Raw genomic sequence first — 22,373 nt, forward strand, 5'->3', positions numbered from 1 at the left:
TACAATAAACATCAACCCCAACAACCTACGGCAAACCTGTAGGTGCGAATTTATTTCGTGCTCGTGTAATTTAACTTTATAAAAAGCGAGGTATAAAACCTTACCTACAAATAAAAACACCGCGTTTAAATTAAACGCGGTGTTTTTATTTGCTTGCTGTAACTTTCATTTGAAAGCCAACGGCTGTGCTTTACAGATTAAGTGTAAACGTAACACCTGCAACACGAGGCTCACCTAATTGTGTGTAGGTATGCGTTGTGTAACCATCTTGTGGATCGTTACCAAACTCAAAACCACGTGTAGGGACTGTCTCGTCAAACACGTTACGAGCCCACGCGCGAACTGCCCACATGTCTGCTTCGTAGCCAAAGCTTAAGTTAACTAAGTTGCTGCTTGGTGCTTGTGAATTGTGACTATCTGAGAAGTAGTAATCGTCCTTACCTTCAATACCAACCATGCCGTAAAATGCGTTAGTAAAGTTGTAACGTGCAGTAAACGCATACTGGTATTTAGGTGACTGTGCTTGCTCACGACCGTCTTGGTTTAAGCCTGATTGTGTTACAAAGTCGTCAATTTCAGTGTTTAAGTAACCAGCACTACCTGTTAAAAATAGATTATCAGTTAGTTGGTAACTACCTTCAACTTCAAGTCCGTAGTTGCTACCAGAACTTGCGTTATCAACATAACCGGTAAATTGCTGACCTTCTACTTGCCATGCTTTTAACTGAATATCGTCGCGGTGCATGTAAAATGCAGCTAAGCGAAGCGTAAATTTGTCATCAAGTGATGAACCTTTAACACCAAATTCGCCACTCCATAAATATTCAGGGTCGAAACTGGTGTGTTGCTGGAAAAAATCAGCGCTTAGGTTTAAGCCTTCATCTTTGGCTTTAGCAAGCGCTTCTGAGTTAATACCGCCAGCTTTGTAGCCACGCGTAATGCTGGTGTAGATCATAGTGCGATCAATCACTTGATATTCAAGTACTATTTTACCGCCAACCATTACGTCGTCGGTGTCTTGTATAAAGCCATTGCTATCGGTGTAGTCGCCTTGGTATTGCTCTACACGTAAACCTGTAATTAATGTTGTTTTAGGGCCAATTGGAGTCGCTACTTGACCATATACTGCAACGTTACTCGTTTCGTAAGTTGAAGAAAACGGGCTTGCTAACCATGTGTATTGGCGCTCTAAATCAACGTCACGGTTTTGGTAATAAATACCCGCAACCCAGTTACCCGTTTTAGAATTAAACTGTAAATCTACAGACTGATCGTCGCGATCGCGGCTGTATAAATCAGTTGAGCTGTATCCATCTGGATGTAAGCCAGCAGCACATAACTTTGGCTCACTTGTATCGTTACATACCCAGTCTTCGTCAAAGCTGTAAAGTAATTCGGTATCAATAGCCGACAGGTTTAGATTTACATCAAAAGCGTCAAAACCCGTGTAAGTATTCTTGACACCTATAGCGTAGCTTTCTTGATTATCTTGGCCTGGTTCATCGGCAACACTATTGCGGCTGTTATCAAGCGTAAACGCATCGTAACCATTGTTTATGTCAATATAGTGAAGGTTTAACTCAGTATTTAAATGCTTTGTAAGCTGACTGTTTATTTTAAAGCGGGCTACTTGTTCGTCTTGATTTTGTGTTTCGTCATTTAAGTACAAGTTATCTACGTAACCGTCTGACTTTCTGCGAAAGTAGCTAACGCGTGCGCTAGTGTCATCTGTTAAACCAGTGCTTGCTGCAATACCTGCTTCACGTGTGTTGTACGTGCCAGCACCTACTTGTAATTTTAAACTTGGATCGCTTGTGGCTTTAGCTGAACCCATTTGGATCATACCGGCCATACCGTCTGCGCCAAAGCGTGTACCTTGTGGGCCACGATAAATTTCTACATGGTCTATATCAAATAATAATGAGCTGCCACCAAGGCCAGAATAATTAATACCATCAATAACTAAGCCCACAGATGGATTAATAGGGTCTACAAATTGTGAACGAAGTCCCACGCCACGAATTTGAATATAACGACCACGTGATGCACCAGATGCAAAATTTACATTGGCGGTACTGCCTAACATTTCGTCTAAGTAACTTGCACCACGTTGATTAATTTCATCTTCGCTGAATAAGCTCGCACTCGCGCTTAAAGTTTGAATGCTTTCGCGCTGAAAATCGCCAGTTACAACAATTCTTTCTAGGTCGCTATCATCAGCGTTAGCTGCAATTGGTGCACCAAGCAGCGGTAAAAGTGCGGCAGTAATTAAAGACAAACGTAAGTTCATTGGGTTACTTAACTCCATTTTAGGGACTCGTATGGTAGCAATTATTTAAACACATGTGCTATAAACGCGGCAATTATACGTTAAATAATCAGGATTACTAATATGACCTTTAAAGTTGACTTCAAAGTACGTGATTACGAATGTGACTTACAAGGTATCGTAAATAACAGTGTTTATTTTAATTATTTAGAGCATGCTCGCCATGAATTCTTGTACGCACACGGTATTGATTTTGCTCAATTAGCGAAAGATAAAATTAACCTAGTCGTGATGCGCAGCGAAATGGACTATAAACATTCACTACTACCAGGTGATGAATTTTATGTGGCTGTGGAGCCGCAGCGTATTAGTCGTTTAAAATTTGCGTTTAAGCAAACGGTTATACGTAAAAGGGATGAAAAAGTAATGCTTAATGCACTGGTTATAGGAACGTCTGTTAATGAAAAAGGTAGACCGTTTTTACCTGAGCAAATAGATAACGTATTTAAAACTGCAACTTAGTACTTAATCGCATAACTTTTGAACTATCATAGAACAAAAATTTACATTTAAAACATGCATTTTTAACGGATAAAGGGCATAAATATTGTTACAATTACATTAATTAGACAATTAGTTAGTAGTAGCATGAAATTAGCAGCAATACCGATGCTTATAGTCGGTTTATGTGTTGGTTGCGCATCAACAGGGACGGTTACCAGTGAGCAGCTTAAATACACCCAATGGCAATTATCACGTGTTGATGGTTTAGCAATTCCACCTTCGTTTAATGCATCAATGAGCTTTATTGAAGCACTGCAAGTAAACGGTTTTGCTGGCTGTAACAAATTTTTTGGTGAAGGCTCGCTTGAAGAAAGTAACCTTACCGTAAGTAAATTAGGAATGACGCGCAAGTCGTGCGGCGAAGAGCTTGATGAGTTTGAGCAGCAGTTATTACAAGCCTTAAAGCAAGGTGCCGAGCTTAAAATGCAAGACCAGCAATTAGTCATGCAGGGCGAGCAAACATTTGTGTTTATCCCTAAATAATTTTAAGTTTTTGAAAAACAGCCCCTTGCGGGCTGTTTTTAACTGACGTACACTCAGCGCAGATTTGTTGAATAATATCTTCGAATCGACGAACAAAATGTATATATCAATACTTGTCGGAGTGCCAAAGCTAAGGAATTAGTTTTTGGCTGAGATCGCGAAAGCGGGATCCGTGAACCTGATCAGGTTAATACCTGCGTAGGGAACAAGCTGCCTAAAATGGGACGCTTGTGCGTCTTTTTTTATGCGCACAATAAAGTGATTTATTTTTTAGGCTGCAAAGTAGCATGTACGCTACTTTACGATCTTTCTCTATTCCTCGGAATATCTGACAAGACAACCCTTAAGCAATGAGGCAAGTCATGTCAAATACTACAAATAAAGCGTCACGCCGAGAAACTCGTGCTGCCGCGTCTGAATATATTTATAACTTAACGGGTCAACCGTTCCCAAATTCTCATAAAGTATACGTTGAAGGTACTCAACCAGGCGTGCGCGTTGGTATGCGTGAAATCACGTTAAGTGATACGTTTATTGGCGGTACAGATGAAAACCCTGTTTATGAGACAAACGATCCGCTACGTGTTTACGATACGTCGGGCCCGTATACCGATCCTAATTTTGAACTAGACGTGCGTAAAGGCTTACCAAAATTTCGTGAACAATGGATTAAAAACCGTGGTGACACTGAAATTTTAGAATCAGTGACGTCGCAGTTTTCGCAGCAGCGCATGGCAGATGAAGGGTTGGATCATATTCGCTTCGATCACCTTCCAAAAATTCGCCGTGGTGTCGCTGGTAAAAACGTAACGCAAATGCACTACGCACGCCAAGGGATTATTACCCCTGAAATGGAATACGTAGCTGTTCGCGAAAATATGGGGCGTGCAGAAATCCGTAAAGAATTACTTGCCGCGCAGCATAAAGGCGAGTCGTTTGGTGCGAGTATTCCTGAATTTATTACCCCAGAGTTTGTACGCGACGAAATAGCCCGCGGTCGCGCTATTTTACCAAATAATATAAACCATCCAGAAACAGAGCCTATGATTGTAGGTCGTAACTTTTTAGTAAAAGTTAATGCTAATATTGGTAATTCATCGGTTAGCTCATCTATTGAAGAAGAAGTAGAAAAAATGGTGTGGTCTACCCGCTGGGGCGCAGACACCGTGATGGACTTATCAACGGGGCGTTACATTCACGAAACGCGCGAATGGGTTGTACGTAACTCGCCTGTACCTATTGGCACAGTACCGATTTATCAAGCGCTTGAAAAAGTAAACGGTGTGGCTGAGGATTTAACGTGGGAGATTTTCCGCGATACGCTTATAGAGCAAGCTGAGCAGGGCGTTGATTACTTTACTATTCATGCCGGTGTACTGCTTCGCTACGTACCAATGACGGCTAAACGTGTAACCGGTATTGTGTCGCGCGGTGGCTCAATTATGGCTAAATGGTGTTTAGCGCATCACAAAGAAAACTTTTTATACACGCACTTTGAAGACATTTGTGAAATTTTAAAACAATACGATGTGTGTTTTTCATTAGGTGATGGCCTTCGCCCTGGTTCGATTGCTGATGCCAACGATGAAGCGCAGTTTAGTGAGCTGCGCACATTAGGTGAACTGACTAAAATTGCGTGGAAGCACGACGTACAAGTATTTATTGAAGGCCCAGGGCATGTGCCAATGCACATGATTAAAGCCAATATGGATGAGCAATTAAAGCATTGCGACGAAGCGCCTTTTTATACTTTAGGCCCGCTAACGACCGATATTGCACCAGGGTACGATCATATCACCTCAGGTATTGGGGCGGCCCAAATAGCATGGTACGGCTGTGCAATGCTTTGTTATGTAACACCTAAAGAGCATTTAGGTCTGCCAAATAAAGAAGATGTTAAAGAAGGCTTAATTACCTACAAAATAGCTGCACATGCCGCCGATTTAGCAAAAGGTCACCCAGGCGCGCAAGAGCGTGATAACGCGCTATCAAAAGCACGCTTTGAATTTAGATGGCATGACCAATTTAATATTGGTTTAGATCCAGAGCGTGCTCGTGAATATCACGACGAAACCCTGCCGCAAGAATCAGGCAAAGTGGCTCACTTTTGTTCTATGTGTGGCCCTAAATTTTGCTCTATGAAAATTAGCCAAGAAGTACGCGATTACGCTAAAGATTTAGAAACACGCGGTATTGATCCAAATGACGCTGGCGAGGCTATTGAGATCAAAATGATTGATGTAGAAGCCGAAATGAAAGCTAAATCTGCCCAGTTTAAGCAAACAGGCTCAGAAATTTACCACAAAGCGGTATAGCAAGAAGTTAGATGCAGATGTAGGTGAGGTTTTATACCTCGCTTCTTTAAACATTGAAGAAGTGCGAGTGAGTTCGCACCTACTAATAACTGCTTTTGGAGGTTTTATGTTTTATAACATTGCTGTGGTGGGTTTTGGTTTAGCAGGGCGCTTAGCTGCCCTTGAGCTAAGTAAGTTGCATCATGTAACGGTGTTTGAAGCAGACGATGAGCAAACCCCAAATAGCGCCGGTAAAGTGGCAGCAGCAATGCTTGCCCCGCTGGCTGAGTCGGTGTTATGCGAGGCTGATTTAGCTTTAATGGGGCTTGATTCAATGAAGCGCTGGCCAGAAATAGTGAGTGAACTTGAGGGGGATGTGTTTTTTCAGCAGCAAGGCACATTGGTCGTTGCGCATCAGCAAGATAAAGGCGATCTACAAAGCTTTACTCAGAGAATAAAGCCCATAGCAGGGCAAAGCGCTCAGGCATTGAATGCTCAGCAAATAGCGCAGTTAGAGCCAGAGCTTGCTAATCGGTTTAACCAAGGTCTATTTTTACCCTGCGAGGGGCAAATAGATAACCAAGCCTTTTATAAAGCAAGTTTTACCATGCTCAACAAGCGCAAAGTTAAGTGTGTGTTTAACCAGCGCGTAACCATTAAAAACGGTGAAATAAATAATCGACCATTTGACTACATTATAGATTGTCGTGGGCTTGGTGCTAAAAGCGATAAACCACTTAGAGGTGTGCGCGGTGAAGTCGCAAGGCTATATGCACCTGAAGTAAATTTAACGCGACCTGTGCGTTTAATGCATCCGCGTTACCCAATTTATATAGCGCCTAAACCGAATCATGAATATGTAATTGGTGCGACCGAAATAGAATCGCAAGATAGCGGCGCCGCAACAGTGCGATCAACTCTTGAGTTACTTTCAGCGGCTTATACCGTACACAGCGGATTTGCCGAAGCACGACTACTTAATATTCAAACCGGATTACGCCCTGCATTTAGCGATAACCGCCCAGAAGTATCACAAGTTGGCAATGTAATTAGCATTAACGGCTTATATCGTCATGGTTATATGCTGGCACCGGCATTAGTGGCGCAAGTAGTTTCACGAATAGAGTGAGAATAAAATGAACATTACAATTAATGGCGAGCTACTTAATGTTAATAGCAAAGCGCTCGTTGAGGTACTTCAAAGTTTTGGTGCGGTTGCGCCTTTTGCTGTGGCTGTTAATGGCGAATTTATTCCACAAAGTCGGCACAGTAACTATGTACTTAATAAAGGCGACAGTGTTGAGTTGCTGTCACCCATTCAAGGCGGATAAAGCTCATGCAAACTAAAGACTGTTTAACTATTTATGGTGAGCAAGTAAATAGCCGTTTATTAATAGGCTCTGCGCTTTATCCGTCGCCCGACATTATGACCCAATCGATAGTCGCCTCTGGTGCTGAAATTGTAACCGTGTCGCTTAGGCGCCAACAAAGTGCAGCAGCCGGTGATGACTTTTGGCAGTTAATAAAAAATACAGGCTTAAAAATACTCCCTAATACTGCAGGGTGCCACAGTGTAAAAGAGGCGATTACACTTGCAAAAATGTGCCGAGAGGTATTTGCCACCGACTGGATTAAGCTGGAGCTGATTGGCGATGATTACAATTTACAGCCTGACCCTTTTGCGTTACTTGAAGCCACAAAAATATTAATTAATGATGGCTTTAAAGTATTGCCTTATTGCACCGATGACTTAGTACTTTGCCAGCGCTTAAATGAGCTAGGGTGTGAGGTGCTTATGCCGTGGGGGGCGCCAATAGGCACCGGTAAAGGCTTGTTAAATAGTTATAATTTAAAAACTATTCGAGAGCGTTTACCCGATACCACATTAATAGTAGATGCAGGTTTAGGTTTGCCATCGCATGCCTGCCAAGCACTCGAAATGGGGTATGATGCGGTATTATTAAATTCAGCCATTGCAGGGGCGGGTTGCCCAATTACTATGAGCCGCGCATTTAAAGCCGCAGTTGAAGCAGGGCGCTTTGCATATCAAGCAAAAGCAATGCCTGAAAAAGACGTTGCAGCCCCATCAACCCCAACAATGGGTATGCCATTTTGGCATCAGCAGTGAAGGAGAGAATATGAATAACGTAGTGTGGACTATTGCCGGTTCTGATTCGGGCGGCGGCGCAGGTATTCAAGCTGATATAAAAGCAATGCAAAGTTTTGGTGTGCATGGCTGCACGGCAATTACGGCGCTTACTGCACAAAATAGTTTAGGCGTAGAAGCTATTAATGCGGTGTCTACCGATATTATTGAATCGCAGTTACTAGCGCTTGAAAAAGACATGAAAGCCAAAGTGATAAAAATTGGCATGCTTGCCAATGTGCAGCAAATTCAGTTGATCAGCGAACATATAAGTCACTATAAAGCTAAGTGGCCGGTGCCTCCCGTTATTGTATATGACCCTGTTGCGATTGCCTCAAGCGGTGACTTACTAACAGAAGAAGACACAGTAAGCGCAATAAAAGAATGTTTACTGCCGCTGGTGGATGTAATAACCCCAAACACCCACGAAACACAGTTATTAACCGGTGTGTATTTAATTGGCCCAGCTGCAATAAAAGAAGCGGCTAATAAGTTATTAAGCTGGGGCGCAAAAGCCGTTGTTATTAAAGGCGGACATTGGGATTACCCAAGTGGCTACTGCATTGATTATTGTATTGATAGTAATACGCAAAATGGTGAAGAATACTGGTTAGGCAATCAAAAAATACAAACACCGCATAACCACGGCACCGGATGTAGCATGGCTTCGGTCATTGCTGCGTGTTTAGCTAAAGACTACCCATTAAAAGATGCTTTTATTTTAGCTAAAGCATATATAAACCAAGGGCTAAAACAGTCTGTTCGGTACGGCGAGGGGATTGGACCGGTTGCTCAAACCTCGTTTCCCACTAATTTAGCTGACTACCCACAAGTAATTGAGCCAGGTAGCTGGCTGGGCGATGAACTAGATTTTGATGTGCCGCTTGATTTTAATATGGCCGCTGATTTTGCACCTTGTGAAAGTAAATCGCTTGGCTTATATGCGGTTGTAGATAGTGCTGATTGGCTAGAAAAATGCTTACAACAAGGCATTAAAACAGCGCAGTTACGCGTTAAAAATAAAACGCAAGACGAGCTTGATGGGCTCATTAAGCAAGCTGTTGAGCTGGGCAAACAATACAACGCACAGGTATTTATAAACGACTACTGGCAGTTAGCTATTAAGCACGGTGCATATGGCGTGCATTTAGGGCAAGAGGATTTAGACATTGCTAATTTAGCGGCAATTAAAGACGCAGGGTTAAGGCTTGGGCTTTCTACTCATGGTTTTTATGAAATGTTGCGTGCGCATAATTATCGCCCTAGTTATATGGCATTTGGCGCTATTTACCCAACCACAACAAAAGATATGACAGGTCAAATACAAGGCCTTGAAAAGCTGATTAAGTTTGTACCACTTATGCAAAGCTACCCAAAAGTAGCAATAGGCGGTATTGATTTAAGCCGTGCTGAGCAGGTAGCGAAAACAGGCGTGGGCAGTGTTGCCGTAGTGCGTGCGATTACCGAAGCTGATAATTACGTAGAGGCTATAAGCGCTCTGCAAGTGGCCATAAGCAGTGCCTATTAAAACTAACAAGGCTGATAAACGTGAGTGAGCTAAGCGATAAAGAAACTCTGCGTTACAGCCGCCATTTGTTGCTTGAAGAAGTTGGGCTTAAAGGGCAATTAGCACTTAAATCCTCAACGGTTGCTGTAGTGGGGGCTGGTGGGTTAGGTAGCCCAGCGCTTTTATATTTAGCCGCTGCGGGTGTTGGAACGCTTATTTTAATTGATAATGATGAGGTTGAGCTTTCAAACTTACAGCGCCAAGTGCTTTATAAAATAAATCACTTAGGACAAAGCAAAGTCGCTGCAGCGGGTAAAGTATTAGCGAGTCTTAATAATCAAATAGAAATAGTAACGCATTGCCAAAAATTAGCTGAGAGTAACGCCACTAATATTCTAAAAGGTGCTGATATAGTACTTGATTGCTCTGATAACTTTAGTACTCGCTATAGTGTTAATCGTTATTGTATTAGTAATAAAATACCGTTAATTTCTGGTGCTGCACTCGCAACCAAAGGGCAGTTAATGGGCTTTGATTTTAGGCAAAGTGATAGCCCATGTTATGGCTGTGTTTTTCCACAGGGCGAAGCTACACCGGTTATAAATTGCAGTAACGCTGGGGTTATTAGCCCGTTACTTGGTGTAATAGGCTCTATGCAGGCGCAACTTACGCTTAACTTATTGCTAGGGCATGCAGAGGGAAGTGTGTTTATAACCTTTGATGCGCTTACTTTAAAGCAGCAGTACTTTAAAGTGATTAAAGATTCAGAGTGTAAAGAGTGTGGAAAATAGGTTTTGAATGGGCTTGTGCCTGTTATTACATGTGGCTTTAAGAAACTAAAATCTGCGCTTTTCGCGTGAGCAAGCTTCACGCCTACAAAAATAAAAAAACCGCGTTTAAATAACGCGGTTTTTTGATTTCTAATTAACGATTTATTTTAGTCGTTAATTTTTGCAAACGCAGTACCTAAGCGAGTAACCACTTCTGGTAGTTGATCTTCCAGTATTTCAGCTTTATCAGCACCCCATGCTAGTACCACAGTAGAGCCTAATTTAAAGCGACCCATTTCTTCACCCTTTTTAAGCGTGATGGCGTTATCGCCAGTGGTTGGGTATTTCCAACTAAATACATCGCTACCTGCTGGTGGCGTGACAGTACCTGCCCAAATAGTTTCTATGCTGGCTACAATTGTTGCGCCAACAAGTACCATAGCAAGCGGACCAATCTCAGTTTCAAAAATTGCTACTACTCGTTCATTACGCGCAAACAAGTTAGGCACGTTTTGCGCGGTAAGTGGGTTTACTGAAAATAAATCACCTGGCACGTAAATCATTTTGCTTAGTGTGCCATCAATTGGCATATGAATACGATGGTAATCTTTAGGTGCTAAATAAATCGTTGCAAACTTACCGCCTAAAAATGGTGTTGTATCATCTTGTGAGCCGCCTAGTAGCGCTTGTAAGCTGTAATCGTGACCTTTAGCTTGTATTAGCTGTCCGTCAACAATATCGCCTAGCTGGCTGATTGCGCCATCCACTGGATGAATGATGATATCGCTATCTTCTACCATTGGGCGCATGCCGTCTTTTAAAGGGCGAGTAAAAAATTCATTAAAGCTTTTATAATGAGCAGGATCTGGGTATTGGGCTTCGCTCATATCTACTTTATATTGCTTAATAAATAGTTTAATTAAAGTCGTTGTTAAAGCGCCTGCTTTAGCTGCGGCTAATTTACCCACTACGCGTGAAATAAAATGTTTTGGCATTGCGTACTGCATTGCGATTTTAAATTTGTCTAAACTCACAGTATTTATCCTAAATTATACGCGAGGCGCACGGGCGCCTGCACGGCCATCGGCCATTGTTTCTAAAATTCGGTGGTAGCTGTCAAAGCGCAATTGAGAAATTTTGCCATCTGCTACAGCTTCTTTAACTATACAGCCCGGATCGTTTAAATGTTTACAGTCTCTAAAGCGGCACCCGCCTATAAATTCTCTAAACTCTTTAAAGCACCAGGTTACACGCTCAACATCTAAATGCCATAAACCAAACTCACGAATTCCTGGCGAGTCGATTAGGTTACCGCCACTTGGTAAATGGTGAAGGCGTGAAACAGTTGTTGTGTGCTGTCCTAAGCCGCTGTTTTCAGATACTTCTTTAGTTAATATTTCAGCGTTAGGTAATACAGTATTAACGAGGGTGGATTTACCCACACCACTTTGGCCAACAAAAATGTTATTTTTACCAACAAGTACTTCTTTTAATTCATCAATACCATTGCCCGATATATTACTAACAAGGAGTACTTGGTAATCAAGTTTACGATAGATATCGAGAACTTTTTGTATTTCGCTAAGACCTGCGTCATCAATTAAATCTATTTTATTGAGTACTAAAATTGGCTCAATACCCATATCTTCACAGGCTATTAAATAGCGGTCGATAATACTTGGGGTAAACTCAGGTAATACCGCCGATACCATGAGTATTTGATCAATGTTAGCCGCAATAACTTTTACGCCGTCGTAAAAGTCAGGGCGGGTAAGTTGCGAGCGACGCTCTTGCGTGGCTTCAATTACTCCGGCTAAATCACCTTCACTTACTTTGGCACGGCGAAACAATACCTCATCACCACACACTAAATTTGACACGGTACGTCGTATATTACAACGAAGTACATCGCCATTTTCAGTTTCGACATCGGCGTGTTGCCCAAAACGACTGATCACAATTGCGCTCTCGACCTGACCTAAATTATCGGTTTGCCACTCTTGCGCGCCTTTTTTAGCTGGTCTTGAGTCTGCGCTATTAATGCGCTTTTGGTGGTTGGCCTTGATCTGACGCGATTGGCCTTTACTTAATTTTTTCTGTTTTGCCACTGGAGGCCTATAACCTTAGTTAAATGTCGCTTTTCCTAAAAAAAGCTTTAGCTCGACGGTTGATGCTAATATGATATATCGAAATGCGTTGGATCTAAAGGAAAGCACCGCTTAGGTAATTATGACTATTAATAAATCAAATTTAATTTGGCTCGATCTTGAAATGACAGGACTCGAACCAGAGACCGATAAAATACTCGAAATTGCGACGGTTGTCACTGACGCAGACCTGAATATATTAGCTGAAGGGCCAACCATAGCTATTCATCAAAGTGATGAATTACTAAATGGTATGGACGAGTGGTGTACTACGCAGCATGGTAAGTCGGGTTTAACAGCGCGCTGTAAAGCAAGTACATTCAATGAAGAGTATGCCGTGGCACAAACGTTAGACTTTTTAAAACAGTGGGTGCCTGCAGGCGTATCACCAATGTGTGGTAATTCAATTGGGCAAGACCGCCGCTTTATGAATAAATACATGCGTGAACTTGAAGATTTTTTTCATTACCGCAATCTTGACGTGAGTACCATTAAAGAATTAGCACGTCGCTGGAAACCTGAAGTGCTTGCAAAAGTGAACAAAAAAGGCTCACACCTTGCTTTGGATGACATTAAGGATTCGATTATGGAATTAAAAGTCTATAGAGAAAATTTCTTTAATTTGTAAAAAACACTTGCAAACACATCGGATTATTGTAGAATCCTGCCCCGCTCAAGACGATAACCCACGCGGGGTTAGTGTGTTTGAGTTGTTTTTATTGTGGTCGTTTTATATCCATAATTAAAATGCGGTACTAGTTCAGTTGCTAGAATGTTGAACGCGACCTGTCGCGCTTAAGCGTAAAATAACTGAAGAAATAAAAAATGCGGTACTAGCTCAGTTGCTAGAATGTTGAACGCGACCCGTCGCGCACCAACGTAAAATAACTGAAGAAATAAAAAATGCGGTACTAGCTCAGTTGGTAGAGCGCGACCTTGCCAAGGTCGAGGTCACGAGTTCGAGCCTCGTGTACCGCTCCAATTTCTAACCAAAAGAAATTGAGTGATTAAAAGAAGTAAAAATGCGGTACTAGCTCAGTTGGTAGAGCGCGACCTTGCCAAGGTCGAGGTCACGAGTTCGAGCCTCGTGTACCGCTCCAATTTCTAACCAAAAGAAATTGTAGTGATTGAAAGAAGTAAAATGCGGTACTAGCTCAGTTGGTAGAGCGCGACCTTGCCAAGGTCGAGGTCACGAGTTCGAGCCTCGTGTACCGCTCCAATCTTTTTATATCCTTTCAAAATTCTCTGTATTAAAAATCATAAATAAAATTATAATTTAAAATCTCTCTTATCTACTTTATTCTATGTGCAATATTCAGCATTAAAGTTTTGGTTGTTATAAATTATTACTTCGCGCGCCTAAGATTTACGTCTATAGAGTGACGTATTTTGAATCTATGAGGGTATGGCTGAAGAAAAACAGAGGTTAACATTTTAAACCGAGAAGCTTGTGTTAAAAAAGCTCCCCCTGAATAGTTGCTATAACTCGTCTAGAGCTACCAGAATCGCGATGCTCACCTAAATAAATACCTTGCCATGTACCTAACGCTAAATAACCATTTGAAATAGGAATACTTAACTCGCAGCCTAACGTACTGGTTTTTATGTGTGCAGGCATGTCGTCGTCACCTTCATAATCGTGGCGATAATAAGGCTGACGCTCAGGAACGAATTTATTGAAATGGCTTTCCATATCCATACGAACAGTGGGGTCTGCATTTTCGTTTATTGTAAGGCTCGCTGAGGTATGCTGAATAAATAAATGTAACAAGCCAACTTTATAACTCGCCAGTTCAGGAAGCTGAGACAATATTTCGTCATCGATTATATGAAAACCTCGCGGGCGAGGCTTTAATGTAATTTGCTTTTGCTGCCAACTCATAATTTATCGAAACTAACTTCAATGTTTGCATTACCAGCATCACAGCTAAATGGCATGATGATTTTTTTACCTTGGCTTTTGTGAGTAATTGTATGACCCTTACCAGATACCACAATAGGCGTTGCCATATCAAAGTCAAAGCCTTTCTCGCCAAGTAAATTTTTAGCACCACCTGTTACCATGTTGGTTATTTCGCCAACCATATCTGTAACTTCTTCATCTATGGTATCAGGGCGTTCGCCAAGCATACGCTCCATGATGGTCAATGCTAGTTCTTCATCAAATGTAATTGAAAATGATCCTCGCGTTTGCGGGCCAACCATACCAATCAAACCTGATACATCACCACAGGCTATCTCATCAGTTTTAATGCGAGGTTTACCTGGCTTCAATTGAGTTTGAGCCATAGTGCTCAAAACATTAATTAAAGAAGATAAAAAAGGATTGATGAATTCTACATTCATAGTGGCTACTCTTAAATTTGTTCTGTGAAATGACTATATAGTTTGAGTATAGTCACTAAGGATAACTTTGAAGGATTATGATGCTCTGCAAGATTCACATTTACCATGTGCTTCTATTGTCTGCCCTGATACAACAAAGCCACCTTCGGCAGCTAAATTATTTAGCTCATGCGAAATTACACTCGAGTGTAATTCTTTGACAAAACCACAGGTATCGCAAATTAACAATTGTACTGGGTGTATATGATCAAAATGATGACACAGCATAAATGCATTTGTGCTTTCAATTTTATGAATAAAACCTAGCTCAGCTAAAAAGTCTAATGCACGATAAATAGTTGCAGGTTTAGCACCCGTTTCAGTTATTTTTAATTGCTCAAGCAAATCGTATGCACCAACACCACCTTGTGCGCTGGCTAATAGGCGAAATACTTTCTCGCGGATAGGCGTAAAACGCGCACCACGGTTGTCACAAACTTGTTTTGCTTTACTTACGAGTGATTCTATATTCATCATTACTCTTATCCTTATGCTACCGTGATATACTAACATACTGTGTTGTAGTTGCAGCGTTTTTATTAAGCGCTTTTTACCTAGGAAACCCAGTAATGCACGAACTATTAGCTATATTTATTTTCTTTTTTGCGGTTATTGACCCCATTGGTACTGTACCTGTATTTATTGCAGTCACACGTGGTGATGATGAGAAATTTAAACGCAAAGTTATATATAAAGCGGTAGGCGTATCTGCATTAGTGCTCTTATTTTTTGTACTTGCAGGTGAGCAATTACTTAACGCAATTGAAATTCCACTTTCGGCTTTTCAAATAGCCGGCGGTATCATATTACTTATTTTTGCGCTCTCAATGATATTTGGTGAAAGTAAACCAGAAGCCGAAATTAAAAGTGTACGCGACAGCACTGAAACCGCTATTTTTCCGCTTGCGATTCCCTCTATCGCGAGCCCTGGCGCTATGTTAGGCGCCGTATTAATGACTCGTAATGAAGAATATACCTGGGTTGAGCAATTACTAACGTCTTCGATGATGCTTGCTGTATTAGCGGTTGTACTAGTTTTGTTACTGCTTGCAACACATGTACATAAATTAATTGGTGATAGTGGTGCAAGTATAATAAGTAGAATTATGGGGCTTATTTTAAGCTCGGTTGCGGTTACCAATATTTTAAATGGCATAGCCCATTATTTTGGCTTGCAGGTGTTTTCTTAACATTGATGCTCGCTAGGCTTTTGTGTAAAATGCAGCGCCTTTTAAGCTGTGCTTAATAACTTTATACCCTGAGGTTTGCTTTGAATAAATGTACTTTGGATAGACGCTTTTCTGTGGCCCCCATGCTTGATTGGACTGATCGCCATTGTCGTACTTTTCATCGCAAAATGACTAAACATACTGTGCTTTATACTGAAATGATAACCACAGGGGCTATTTTATTTGGTCGAGGCGACTACTTACATTTTAATAAACACGAAGGCCCAGTTGCGCTGCAACTTGGTGGCTCTGATCCTAAAGCGCTTGCGCAATGTGCAAAGCTCGCAGGTGAGCGTGGCTATGACGAAATAAATTTAAATGTAGGTTGCCCGTCAGACAGAGTTCAAAATGGCCGATTTGGCGCATGTTTAATGGCTGAACCTCAATTAGTTGCTGAGTGTGTTGCAGCAATGAAAAACGAAGTAAGCATTCCTGTTACCGTTAAAACGCGTATTGGTATTGATGAGCAAGATTCGTATGAGTTTTTATGTGCGCTTATTGAAGCGTCTCATAAAGTAGGGTGTGATGATTTTATTATTCATGCTCGTAAAGCATGGCTTAATGGTTTAAGCCCGAAAGAAAATCGTGAGGTTCCGCCACTTGATTACCCACGTGTTTATCAACTTAAAAAAGATTATCCGCAGCTAGATTTAAGCCTAAATGGCGGTGTTAAAACAATTGAGCAGAGCCTAGAACATTTGCAACATATTGATGGTGTAATGATTGGGCGTGAGGCTTATAGCAACCCATTTATGCTCAATGACGTTGATGAGAAAATTTATGGTGATGCTGCAAATACGCAGTCACGCCACGATGTAGTGCGTTCAATGTATGACTACATTGAAGAAGAAATGCGTTTGGGTGCTAATTTTTGGCATATTGCACGTCACATGCTCGGTATTTTTCAGGGGCAGCCTGGTGCGCGAGGTTTTAGACGCCACCTTTCTGAAAGTGGTCACGGTAAGCAAGCTGATTTATCGGTAATGGATAAAGCATTAAGCTTTGTACCAGAATAAAACTAAGCTTTAAAAATTCTAAATTTAAGCCACTTTCGAGTGGCTTTTTTGATCCTAAAAATTAGTCAAAATCATAATTTATTGGCCAATTACACTCTATTTTGTTCAGCTTAAAGTCACTAAAATTTAGAGTGGTTTTTATTTAATGTTATGATTTTAAATGCTTTATTTTTGTTTTGATGGACTTGGCACAACTCTTGGAATCTTCTTGTTGAAATTAATTAAAAATCAACAGGAGAATACCATGGGAATATTTAATCGCGTAAACGATGTAATTCAATCAAACATTGTCGCCATGCTTGATAAAGCAGAAGATCCAGAAAAGCTTTTAAACCTAATGCTTAGCGAGATGCAAGATGCATTGAATGAGTGTCGTAGTACAGCAGCCGCTTTATTGTGTGAAGAGAAAGTAATTAATCGCCAAATTGATACTAAAAAAACAGAATTAGCAGCTTGGCAAATTAAAGCAGAACGTGCGGTTGAGAAGGGCAGTGATGATCTTGCTAAATCAGCTTTACTTGAGAAGCAACGCGTTAACGAAAGCATTGAAAATAAGCAAACTCAACTAGAAACTTTGCAAGAGTCTATTGCAAAAATTAAGTCTGATTGTGAGCGCTTGCAGCAAAAAATGGCTATGGCTAAAACTAAGCAAGCTCAGTTAATGCAACGCCATAATGTTGCTATTGCTAGAGGGCGAATCAGTACGCAACTACAAAGCGATAAAGTAGCTCATGCGTTGTCTCGTTTTGAACAAATAGAGCAGCGTGTTGAAGGTATTGAAGCTCAAGTAGAGGCTTATGAGCTGACTGATACACCAAGCTCTACCAGTGCCCAAATTGAGTCGTTAGTTAAAAATGAAAAAATTGATGCTGAGTTGGATCGCTTAAAAGCGAACTTAAATACTAATTTAAAACACACTGCTTAGGAGATTGCTATGAACAGCTTTAATCGTCAACGAGGTTGGTATAAAGATACTCTGAATAAAAAAATATCGGGTGTTTGTAGTGGTTTAGCCCATAGATTGGACTTTCCGGTATGGGCAACACGCGTAGTTACTATTTTGTTGTTTTTGAGTTTTCCGTTTGCAATTGCACTTGGTTATTTTATAGCGCATTGCTGCCTTGAAAATAAAGAGTATTAATACCAACAGGAATAAATATTTGAACAATTTAACGAATTAAATCACCCTATAACGTTGTTATAAATTTTCATTTAGAACAACTAGGTATAAAAATTTTGCCTAGTTATAGCGCAATTTTCTTATCGTTAAATAGACCTCATATATAAGCCGGTTGGTATAAGGAGAATTACTATGAAAGCTTTGGCAGTATGTGTAATTATCTATTTATTACTGTTTACTGATTTAATAACGTTTGTGCAGATTGATTCTTGGCAGTTGCCGTTATGGATTGCTGATATTAGTTGGGCTGGGCTCGAGCTTGTAGGTGCTTTGGCCGCAATTATTGCTGTAGTTGCGGTAGTGGCTTTAATTACTATGGGATTAGTTGGTGCGGGTGTAGTGGCATTAGCAGGGACTGTTTTAGCGCTTTTATTCGGATCTATAATGATTGCATGGCCGTTACTATTTGTTGCAGTGTTGTGTTGGCTTGTTGCCGATAACAAAAAAGTAGCCTCTTAATCCTTAATTTGACTGACTATTATAGGTTAACTATGTTAAATTTAGCCTGTAATTTAAAGTTTTCATAAGGATAAGAATGATGACGAAACTATGTCTTTCGATGGCTTCTGCATTAATATTTAGTTTTTTTTCGTCATCGTTGGCGGCGCACTCAGGGCACGATCATGGTTCTGATGTGGCTGTGCTCGAAGTAACTAACGCGCAAGTTAGAGAGTTTTTACCTGGCAGTACTTCAACTGTAGGTTATTTAACCCTTATTAATCACAGTGGAGCCGCAGCAACTTTAACTAAGGCAACTATTGATGGCTTAGGGCGTGTTGAAATACACGAGCATTCACATGTAGACGGCATGATGAAAATGCAACAAGTTGAATCGGTTGAAATTAAGGCGCACGAAAGTGTCAGCTTTCAGCCTGGCGGTTATCATTTAATGGCATTTGAACCACAAGAGCCATTAAAAGTAGGACAAGATCGTAAACTCACACTATATTTTAGTGACGGTAATCGCTTATTTACTAATGCTCAAGTCGTGTCGCTTGAAGCGCAAGCTAAGCAGTCAAAACCATCTACTCAACACGCTCATCATTAGGAGTACACATGTCGCAACATAAAGGAAAAATAGCAGGAATAATTGTTTTACTGCTTATCATTTTTTACGCAATTGCTGTTTATTGGAGCACAGAACCTTCACGTTTTGACGTTGTTGCAAACGCGAAAGAGCAAGCGCAGCTTCGTAATGAAAAAATAGTAACGGGTTATGTAACTACTTCTACATTAATTACGGTAGCCAATACCTTACTAGATAAACCGGGTGGCTACTTATCAAATGATGTAATACCACCAAGTATTATTATGGATGATATGCCAGCGTGGGAATATGGCGCACTAGAAATGGTACGTGATTTATCGCTTTCTATGCGAAAAGATTTTAGCCGTTCTCAATCACAATCAACGGAACATGAAGCTCTTAAAAAGGCGCAGCCGCAGTTTAATATAAGCTCTGAGGCATGGGCGTGGCCAAGTGCTGAAGGTGAGTACCAAAAAGGTATTGACTACTTAATGGTATATCGTGGACAAATTGCTAATGAGCATGAGCGCGATAGCCAATTTTACGCACGAGCAGATAACTTACGTAGTTGGCTTAAAGAAGCTGAAAAACGTTTAGGTAGCCTAAGCCAGCGCTTAAGTGCCAGCGTAGGTCAGGAAAAAGTGAACACCGATTTAGCGGGTAATTCATCTAATAAACAAGCAACGCTTGCGCCACTGCAGCAGCAAGTAAGAACCCCGTGGTTAGAAATTGACGATGTGTTTTACGAGTCGCGCGGTGCAACTTGGGCATTACTGCATTTTTTACAAGCGATAGAGTATGACTTTAATGACGTGCTTGAAAAGAAAAATGCACGTGTAAGCTTACAACAAATCATACGTGAACTTGAGGCAACTCAAGAAACAGTATGGAGCCCACTTATTTTAAACGGAAATGGTTTTGGCTATGTGGCAAACCATTCTTTAGTTATGGCAAATTATATTTCTAGAGCCAATGCGGCTTTAATCGAACTCAGCGAACTACTAGCTCAAGGATAAAAAATGAAAAAGTATTGTTTAGCAGCAGCCCTTTCAATGGCATGTTTAGCACCAGCAGCGCAAGCTGACACTCTACTAGGTTTATATGTAGGTGTTGATGGGTGGAAGTCAGATAACGATGGTCAATTTTCTTATAAAAATAATGCATCTCAAGATTTTAATTTTGAAGATGAGACGTTTGTAAGTTACTACGCGGCACTTGAGCACCCTGTACCATTAGTTCCAAATATTAAATTAAAGTATACCGAACTTGAACTAAACGGTTCTGCAGTTTTAACTGATACATTTAGCTTTAATGGTTCAGACTATGTGGTTGGTACGACAGTTAATTCAATTAGCGATCTAACACACATTGATTATATTCTGTATTACGAAATTTTTGATAACGACTTAATCTCTATTGATTTAGGTTTGAATGCGAAACAGTTTGATGGTGAGATTGCTGTAACAGGTACTACTCAAAGTGGCAACACTAACTTTACTGAAACCGTTGATTTCTCAGGTTTTGTTCCTCTTGCATATGGCCGTGCCGAAGCTGGCTTACCATTTACTGGCTTAAGTGTATTTTTTGAAGGTAGCTTTTTGGCTATTGACGATAGCAAAGTACAAGATTACCAAGTAGGCGTAGCGTGGGAACTTATTGATAACCTAGCAGTAGATGTTGCTGTTAAAGCAGGTTACCGCTCTATGGTATTAGAACTTGATGATGTAGATGATATTACTACTGATATTGATGCATCTGGCCCATTTGCGGGTATTCAGGTTCACTTTTAATTAGTATTTTCTAATTAAACATAGCGTGGCATATTATTTTATTGCGTGCCACGCTAAATCAAACTCTCCCTCCAGCGCATTATTAATTAACTGCTTATAAATTTTATTTACAGGAAAATTAATGAGTTTAGATAACTCATCACCTGTTTGCGTGAATTTATAATAGCTCAATACCAAATCACTACTTTTTGCTTTTAACGTTACTTTTTGCGATAAAAATGAAAGGGTAAGTTCTTGTCCCGCTTTAAGCACTGCAGATTCAATTTCTTTTCTATACAGTAAATTAAGATCCATAAGTGTTAAAATGTCAGGAAAACTAATACCTGTTTTTCCTAGATTTAGAGACACTTTATTGCCTTTTCGTAGCAAATCAAACAATGACGGTTTTTTGTAAAAGCCTAGTAGAATAAAGTGGCTGTCGTCTTTTTCGTTATAGCCTGAGAGCGACACACATTTTTGCAAAGAGTCAGCTTCTCGCTGTGTCATATGCTTTAACGTTTGCAAGCTTTTAATTGAAAACGTACCAGGGTTGAGTGTTTCTCCCGTTAAAATTTTCGCCCATAAAGTTTGCATTGACGCATTTGAAGTATCTTCGCACAGTGCGATAAAATGCTCTACCCAATCAACATCAGGTTGTTTACTACTTGCTACATCGGGGCAAAACCCCATAGCCATTGCCAAAATTGACTCTATATTTTGTTGTTGTTTTATTAGAAGTAAATCTTGGCGCTTTTGGGCACGAGCTAAAACAGAGTTTTCACTGTTAATATGATAAAGCGGCTTAACTTGGCCTTTAATATCGTAACTTTGTTCAGAGGTAGGCAATATTCCGTTACTGCCAACTTTTGTTATAGGGTAACCAAGTAAGGATTCGATAATGTTAGCAAGGTTAATTCTCGCTTGTGCTGTCTTGACTGTCATGGCTGTGCATTGTCCTTTGTGAATGGCTAAGCTGAGCAACAGTTTTAAGGTTATTTAACCCCAATGAAACTGTATTACGGAGCACATATTCGCTCAAAATTGCAGTGTAACCAGATATTAAAGGAGCGGTTGTTTGTCCGTTAATCTTAAATATTAAAGTGACGATACCGTTTTGCTCACTAAAATTAAAAGTCCCTCTAATAATATGCTCAGCATTTAAAAGTATATTAAAGCTGACCTTATTTTGACTCACCGAAGTTATGATCATTTCACCATACCCCCATTTTCCCTTCCAAGACTGATGAGCACCTAGGCCAGAGCTAGGTTCGCCCAAGGTAAAACGTATACTGGGGTCTACTTTTTCCCAAGGAGACCATTTTTGCCATTGATTAAAGTCAGTAATAAGCGGTTTTACTGCGTCAATGTTTGCATTAATTTCTATTGTTTTATTTACACTATAACTTTGAGGAAGTATCAGCCCTACCAGTACTAATACCAATAGCAATAACAGTACGCCTTTGATCAATATTTTTAATGGTTTAATAAGCACACCTTTTATTAGTTTTTTGAGTTGAAATACAACAACTTTTTATTAATCGACTATAGTATGAATTAGATTATAAACCAAAAATAATTTATAAATTG

General features: G+C 40.5%; 25 protein-coding genes, 3 tRNA genes and 1 riboswitch. Of the genes, 20 read left to right on the forward strand and 8 right to left on the reverse strand.

Annotated elements, in window-relative coordinates; genetic code table 11:
• Positions 1-190: 190 nt before the first annotated feature.
• The gene (locus H5120_RS00160; RefSeq protein ID WP_182673249.1) at positions 191-2,308 is read right to left on the reverse strand and encodes a TonB-dependent receptor; all 2,118 of its coding nucleotides are present in this window, start codon (positions 2,306-2,308) and stop codon (positions 191-193) included.
• A gap of 84 nt (positions 2,309-2,392) precedes the next feature.
• Here H5120_RS00160 and H5120_RS00165 point away from each other — a divergent pair, with 84 nt between their 5' ends.
• From H5120_RS00165 to H5120_RS00200, 8 genes are all read left to right on the forward strand, one after another.
• Positions 2,393-2,791, forward strand: coding sequence for a thioesterase family protein (locus tag H5120_RS00165; RefSeq protein WP_165729224.1), 399 nt, complete (start codon positions 2,393-2,395; stop codon positions 2,789-2,791).
• Between the two features lie 126 nt (positions 2,792-2,917).
• Positions 2,918-3,316: an META domain-containing protein gene (locus tag H5120_RS00170; protein ID WP_032826923.1), complete on the forward strand. Its 399-nt coding sequence runs from the start codon at positions 2,918-2,920 to the stop codon at positions 3,314-3,316.
• A gap of 107 nt (positions 3,317-3,423) precedes the next feature.
• A riboswitch (TPP riboswitch) is annotated at positions 3,424-3,538 on the forward strand.
• A gap of 140 nt (positions 3,539-3,678) precedes the next feature.
• Positions 3,679-5,631, forward strand: a complete 1,953-nt coding sequence (thiC, locus tag H5120_RS00175; RefSeq protein WP_220487014.1) for a phosphomethylpyrimidine synthase ThiC — start codon at positions 3,679-3,681, stop codon at positions 5,629-5,631.
• Between the two features lie 106 nt (positions 5,632-5,737).
• Positions 5,738-6,739, forward strand: a complete 1,002-nt coding sequence (locus tag H5120_RS00180) for an FAD-dependent oxidoreductase (protein WP_182673250.1) — start codon at positions 5,738-5,740, stop codon at positions 6,737-6,739.
• A 7-nt stretch (positions 6,740-6,746) separates the two neighbouring features.
• A complete protein-coding gene (thiS, locus tag H5120_RS00185; RefSeq protein WP_182673251.1) occupies positions 6,747-6,941 on the forward strand; it encodes a sulfur carrier protein ThiS in 195 nt (64 codons plus the stop codon).
• Between the two features lie 5 nt (positions 6,942-6,946).
• Positions 6,947-7,738 (forward strand): thiazole synthase, encoded by a 792-nt coding sequence (locus H5120_RS00190; RefSeq protein ID WP_138488527.1) that lies wholly within the window; start codon positions 6,947-6,949, stop codon positions 7,736-7,738.
• A 10-nt stretch (positions 7,739-7,748) separates the two neighbouring features.
• Positions 7,749-9,284 carry a thiamine phosphate synthase gene (thiE, locus tag H5120_RS00195; protein WP_182673252.1) on the forward strand — a complete coding sequence of 512 codons (1,536 nt, stop codon included), beginning with the start codon at positions 7,749-7,751 and terminating at the stop codon, positions 9,282-9,284.
• 20 nt (positions 9,285-9,304) lie between these two features.
• The gene (locus H5120_RS00200) at positions 9,305-10,054 is read left to right on the forward strand and encodes a HesA/MoeB/ThiF family protein (protein ID WP_182673253.1); all 750 of its coding nucleotides are present in this window, start codon (positions 9,305-9,307) and stop codon (positions 10,052-10,054) included.
• A gap of 146 nt (positions 10,055-10,200) precedes the next feature.
• On the opposite strand, the gene asd is transcribed toward H5120_RS00200, so the two are convergent.
• Positions 10,201-11,067: an archaetidylserine decarboxylase gene (gene asd, locus H5120_RS00205; protein ID WP_182673254.1), complete on the reverse strand. Its 867-nt coding sequence runs from the start codon at positions 11,065-11,067 to the stop codon at positions 10,201-10,203.
• Between the two features lie 15 nt (positions 11,068-11,082).
• Positions 11,083-12,141: a small ribosomal subunit biogenesis GTPase RsgA gene (gene rsgA, locus H5120_RS00210; protein ID WP_004336055.1), complete on the reverse strand. Its 1,059-nt coding sequence runs from the start codon at positions 12,139-12,141 to the stop codon at positions 11,083-11,085.
• Between the two features lie 121 nt (positions 12,142-12,262).
• Between rsgA and orn the strand changes: the two genes are divergently transcribed.
• From orn to H5120_RS00230, 4 genes are all read left to right on the forward strand, one after another.
• Positions 12,263-12,808, forward strand: a complete 546-nt coding sequence (gene orn, locus H5120_RS00215; protein ID WP_182673255.1) for an oligoribonuclease — start codon at positions 12,263-12,265, stop codon at positions 12,806-12,808.
• Between the two features lie 277 nt (positions 12,809-13,085).
• Positions 13,086-13,161 (forward strand) — tRNA-Gly (locus H5120_RS00220).
• A gap of 43 nt (positions 13,162-13,204) precedes the next feature.
• Positions 13,205-13,280 (forward strand) — tRNA-Gly (locus H5120_RS00225).
• Between the two features lie 43 nt (positions 13,281-13,323).
• A tRNA-Gly gene (locus H5120_RS00230) sits at positions 13,324-13,399 on the forward strand.
• Positions 13,400-13,633: 234 nt separating this feature from the next.
• Here H5120_RS00230 and H5120_RS00235 read toward each other — a convergent pair.
• From H5120_RS00235 to H5120_RS00245, 3 genes are all read right to left on the reverse strand, one after another.
• A complete protein-coding gene (locus H5120_RS00235) occupies positions 13,634-14,062 on the reverse strand; it encodes a secondary thiamine-phosphate synthase enzyme YjbQ (protein ID WP_182673256.1) in 429 nt (142 codons plus the stop codon).
• Positions 14,059-14,526: a chemotaxis protein CheX gene (locus H5120_RS00240; RefSeq protein WP_166419386.1), complete on the reverse strand. Its 468-nt coding sequence runs from the start codon at positions 14,524-14,526 to the stop codon at positions 14,059-14,061. The genes H5120_RS00235 and H5120_RS00240 overlap by 4 nt, the downstream gene beginning before the upstream one ends.
• Positions 14,527-14,601: 75 nt before the next feature.
• Positions 14,602-15,039 carry a transcriptional repressor gene (locus H5120_RS00245; RefSeq protein WP_002957918.1) on the reverse strand — a complete coding sequence of 146 codons (438 nt, stop codon included), beginning with the start codon at positions 15,037-15,039 and terminating at the stop codon, positions 14,602-14,604.
• 95 nt (positions 15,040-15,134) lie between these two features.
• Between H5120_RS00245 and H5120_RS00250 the strand changes: the two genes are divergently transcribed.
• The 8 genes from H5120_RS00250 (at position 15,135) to H5120_RS00285 (ending at position 20,807) form a co-directional block, all read left to right on the forward strand.
• On the forward strand, positions 15,135-15,755 hold the full coding sequence (locus tag H5120_RS00250) for a MarC family protein (RefSeq protein WP_002957920.1): 621 nt from the start codon (positions 15,135-15,137) through the stop codon (positions 15,753-15,755).
• A gap of 122 nt (positions 15,756-15,877) precedes the next feature.
• The gene (gene dusA, locus H5120_RS00255) at positions 15,878-16,810 is read left to right on the forward strand and encodes a tRNA dihydrouridine(20/20a) synthase DusA (RefSeq protein ID WP_039485439.1); all 933 of its coding nucleotides are present in this window, start codon (positions 15,878-15,880) and stop codon (positions 16,808-16,810) included.
• Between the two features lie 244 nt (positions 16,811-17,054).
• The gene (locus H5120_RS00260; RefSeq protein WP_182673257.1) at positions 17,055-17,735 is read left to right on the forward strand and encodes a PspA/IM30 family protein; all 681 of its coding nucleotides are present in this window, start codon (positions 17,055-17,057) and stop codon (positions 17,733-17,735) included.
• Between the two features lie 9 nt (positions 17,736-17,744).
• Positions 17,745-17,951, forward strand: coding sequence for a PspC domain-containing protein (locus H5120_RS00265; protein ID WP_008172691.1), 207 nt, complete (start codon positions 17,745-17,747; stop codon positions 17,949-17,951).
• 171 nt (positions 17,952-18,122) lie between these two features.
• A complete protein-coding gene (locus H5120_RS00270) occupies positions 18,123-18,449 on the forward strand; it encodes a hypothetical protein (RefSeq protein ID WP_002957925.1) in 327 nt (108 codons plus the stop codon).
• A gap of 79 nt (positions 18,450-18,528) precedes the next feature.
• On the forward strand, positions 18,529-19,038 hold the full coding sequence (locus tag H5120_RS00275; protein WP_182673378.1) for a copper chaperone PCu(A)C: 510 nt from the start codon (positions 18,529-18,531) through the stop codon (positions 19,036-19,038).
• An 8-nt stretch (positions 19,039-19,046) separates the two neighbouring features.
• On the forward strand, positions 19,047-20,033 hold the full coding sequence (locus H5120_RS00280; protein ID WP_024603343.1) for a DUF2333 family protein: 987 nt from the start codon (positions 19,047-19,049) through the stop codon (positions 20,031-20,033).
• 3 nt (positions 20,034-20,036) lie between these two features.
• Complete coding sequence (locus H5120_RS00285; RefSeq protein WP_182673258.1) at positions 20,037-20,807, forward strand: TIGR04219 family outer membrane beta-barrel protein; 771 nt, start codon at positions 20,037-20,039, stop codon at positions 20,805-20,807.
• Positions 20,808-20,840: 33 nt separating this feature from the next.
• Here H5120_RS00285 and H5120_RS00290 read toward each other — a convergent pair whose 3' ends face one another.
• Together H5120_RS00290 and H5120_RS00295 are read right to left on the reverse strand one after the other, a co-directional pair.
• Positions 20,841-21,728, reverse strand: a complete 888-nt coding sequence (locus tag H5120_RS00290; RefSeq protein WP_182670950.1) for a TIGR03899 family protein — start codon at positions 21,726-21,728, stop codon at positions 20,841-20,843.
• Entirely contained in the window at positions 21,697-22,278 is a 582-nt protein-coding gene (locus H5120_RS00295; protein WP_182673259.1) for an SRPBCC family protein, read from the reverse strand. Before H5120_RS00295 ends, H5120_RS00290 begins: the two co-directional genes overlap by 32 nt.
• Positions 22,279-22,373: the final 95 nt, after the last annotated feature.

Source organism: Pseudoalteromonas sp. SR43-2, from assembly GCF_014163885.1.
GTDB classification, from domain to species: domain Bacteria; phylum Pseudomonadota; class Gammaproteobacteria; order Enterobacterales; family Alteromonadaceae; genus Pseudoalteromonas; species Pseudoalteromonas distincta.

Coding starts and splice junctions, on each gene's coding strand:
- H5120_RS00245 (WP_002957918.1), bottom strand. CDS start 15,039: ATGAATATAGAATCACTCGTAAGTAAAGCAAAACAAGTTTGTGACAAC.
- H5120_RS00190 (WP_138488527.1), top strand. CDS start 6,947: ATGCAAACTAAAGACTGTTTAACTATTTATGGTGAGCAAGTAAATAGC.
- H5120_RS00280 (WP_024603343.1), top strand. CDS start 19,047: ATGTCGCAACATAAAGGAAAAATAGCAGGAATAATTGTTTTACTGCTT.
- H5120_RS00290 (WP_182670950.1), bottom strand. CDS start 21,728: ATGACAGTCAAGACAGCACAAGCGAGAATTAACCTTGCTAACATTATC.
- thiE (WP_182673252.1), top strand. CDS start 7,749: ATGAATAACGTAGTGTGGACTATTGCCGGTTCTGATTCGGGCGGCGGC.
- H5120_RS00180 (WP_182673250.1), top strand. CDS start 5,738: ATGTTTTATAACATTGCTGTGGTGGGTTTTGGTTTAGCAGGGCGCTTA.
- H5120_RS00265 (WP_008172691.1), top strand. CDS start 17,745: ATGAACAGCTTTAATCGTCAACGAGGTTGGTATAAAGATACTCTGAAT.
- H5120_RS00160 (WP_182673249.1), bottom strand. CDS start 2,308: ATGGAGTTAAGTAACCCAATGAACTTACGTTTGTCTTTAATTACTGCC.
- H5120_RS00260 (WP_182673257.1), top strand. CDS start 17,055: ATGGGAATATTTAATCGCGTAAACGATGTAATTCAATCAAACATTGTC.
- thiS (WP_182673251.1), top strand. CDS start 6,747: ATGAACATTACAATTAATGGCGAGCTACTTAATGTTAATAGCAAAGCG.
- H5120_RS00275 (WP_182673378.1), top strand. CDS start 18,529: ATGACGAAACTATGTCTTTCGATGGCTTCTGCATTAATATTTAGTTTT.
- H5120_RS00240 (WP_166419386.1), bottom strand. CDS start 14,526: ATGAATGTAGAATTCATCAATCCTTTTTTATCTTCTTTAATTAATGTT.
- H5120_RS00165 (WP_165729224.1), top strand. CDS start 2,393: ATGACCTTTAAAGTTGACTTCAAAGTACGTGATTACGAATGTGACTTA.
- H5120_RS00270 (WP_002957925.1), top strand. CDS start 18,123: ATGAAAGCTTTGGCAGTATGTGTAATTATCTATTTATTACTGTTTACT.
- orn (WP_182673255.1), top strand. CDS start 12,263: ATGACTATTAATAAATCAAATTTAATTTGGCTCGATCTTGAAATGACA.
- H5120_RS00250 (WP_002957920.1), top strand. CDS start 15,135: ATGCACGAACTATTAGCTATATTTATTTTCTTTTTTGCGGTTATTGAC.
- thiC (WP_220487014.1), top strand. CDS start 3,679: ATGTCAAATACTACAAATAAAGCGTCACGCCGAGAAACTCGTGCTGCC.
- H5120_RS00235 (WP_182673256.1), bottom strand. CDS start 14,062: ATGAGTTGGCAGCAAAAGCAAATTACATTAAAGCCTCGCCCGCGAGGT.
- dusA (WP_039485439.1), top strand. CDS start 15,878: ATGCTTGATTGGACTGATCGCCATTGTCGTACTTTTCATCGCAAAATG.
- H5120_RS00285 (WP_182673258.1), top strand. CDS start 20,037: ATGAAAAAGTATTGTTTAGCAGCAGCCCTTTCAATGGCATGTTTAGCA.
- H5120_RS00170 (WP_032826923.1), top strand. CDS start 2,918: ATGAAATTAGCAGCAATACCGATGCTTATAGTCGGTTTATGTGTTGGT.